The sequence below is a fragment of the Pseudoalteromonas sp. SIMBA_162 genome (genome assembly GCF_046535955.1).
GTDB lineage: Bacteria > Pseudomonadota > Gammaproteobacteria > Enterobacterales > Alteromonadaceae > Pseudoalteromonas > Pseudoalteromonas marina.
The window spans coordinates 1-237 of sequence record NZ_JAWJBQ010001178.1 but is presented as its reverse complement, the minus strand read 5'-3'; the positions used below and the strand labels follow the sequence as shown (position 1 = coordinate 237).

General features: G+C 39.2%; 1 protein-coding gene. It reads left to right on the top strand.

Annotation, left to right across the window (positions count from 1 at the left end; all coding sequences use genetic code 11):
* Window positions 1-237, top strand: a 237-nt coding sequence (locus tag R0J88_RS23400) for a nitric oxide synthase oxygenase (protein ID WP_410901375.1), incomplete at both ends; no start/stop codon positions are given.

Here is a 237-nt window from a genome sequence, read left to right as displayed (position 1 = left end):
CAAGGTTTGTCAAAGGTTAGGGTGGCAAGGTAAGGGGACACCCTTTGATATTTTGCCGATTGTAATCCAAATAGGAAATAATCAACCAAAGATCTTTTCGATTCCCAATGAATATGTTCTTGAAGTACCGATCCGCCATCCTCAATACGAAACTTTTTCTGATCTCGGTTTAAAGTGGTATGCAGTTCCTATTGTATCGAATATGAAATTAAGTTGCGGGGGAATTCAGTATCATGC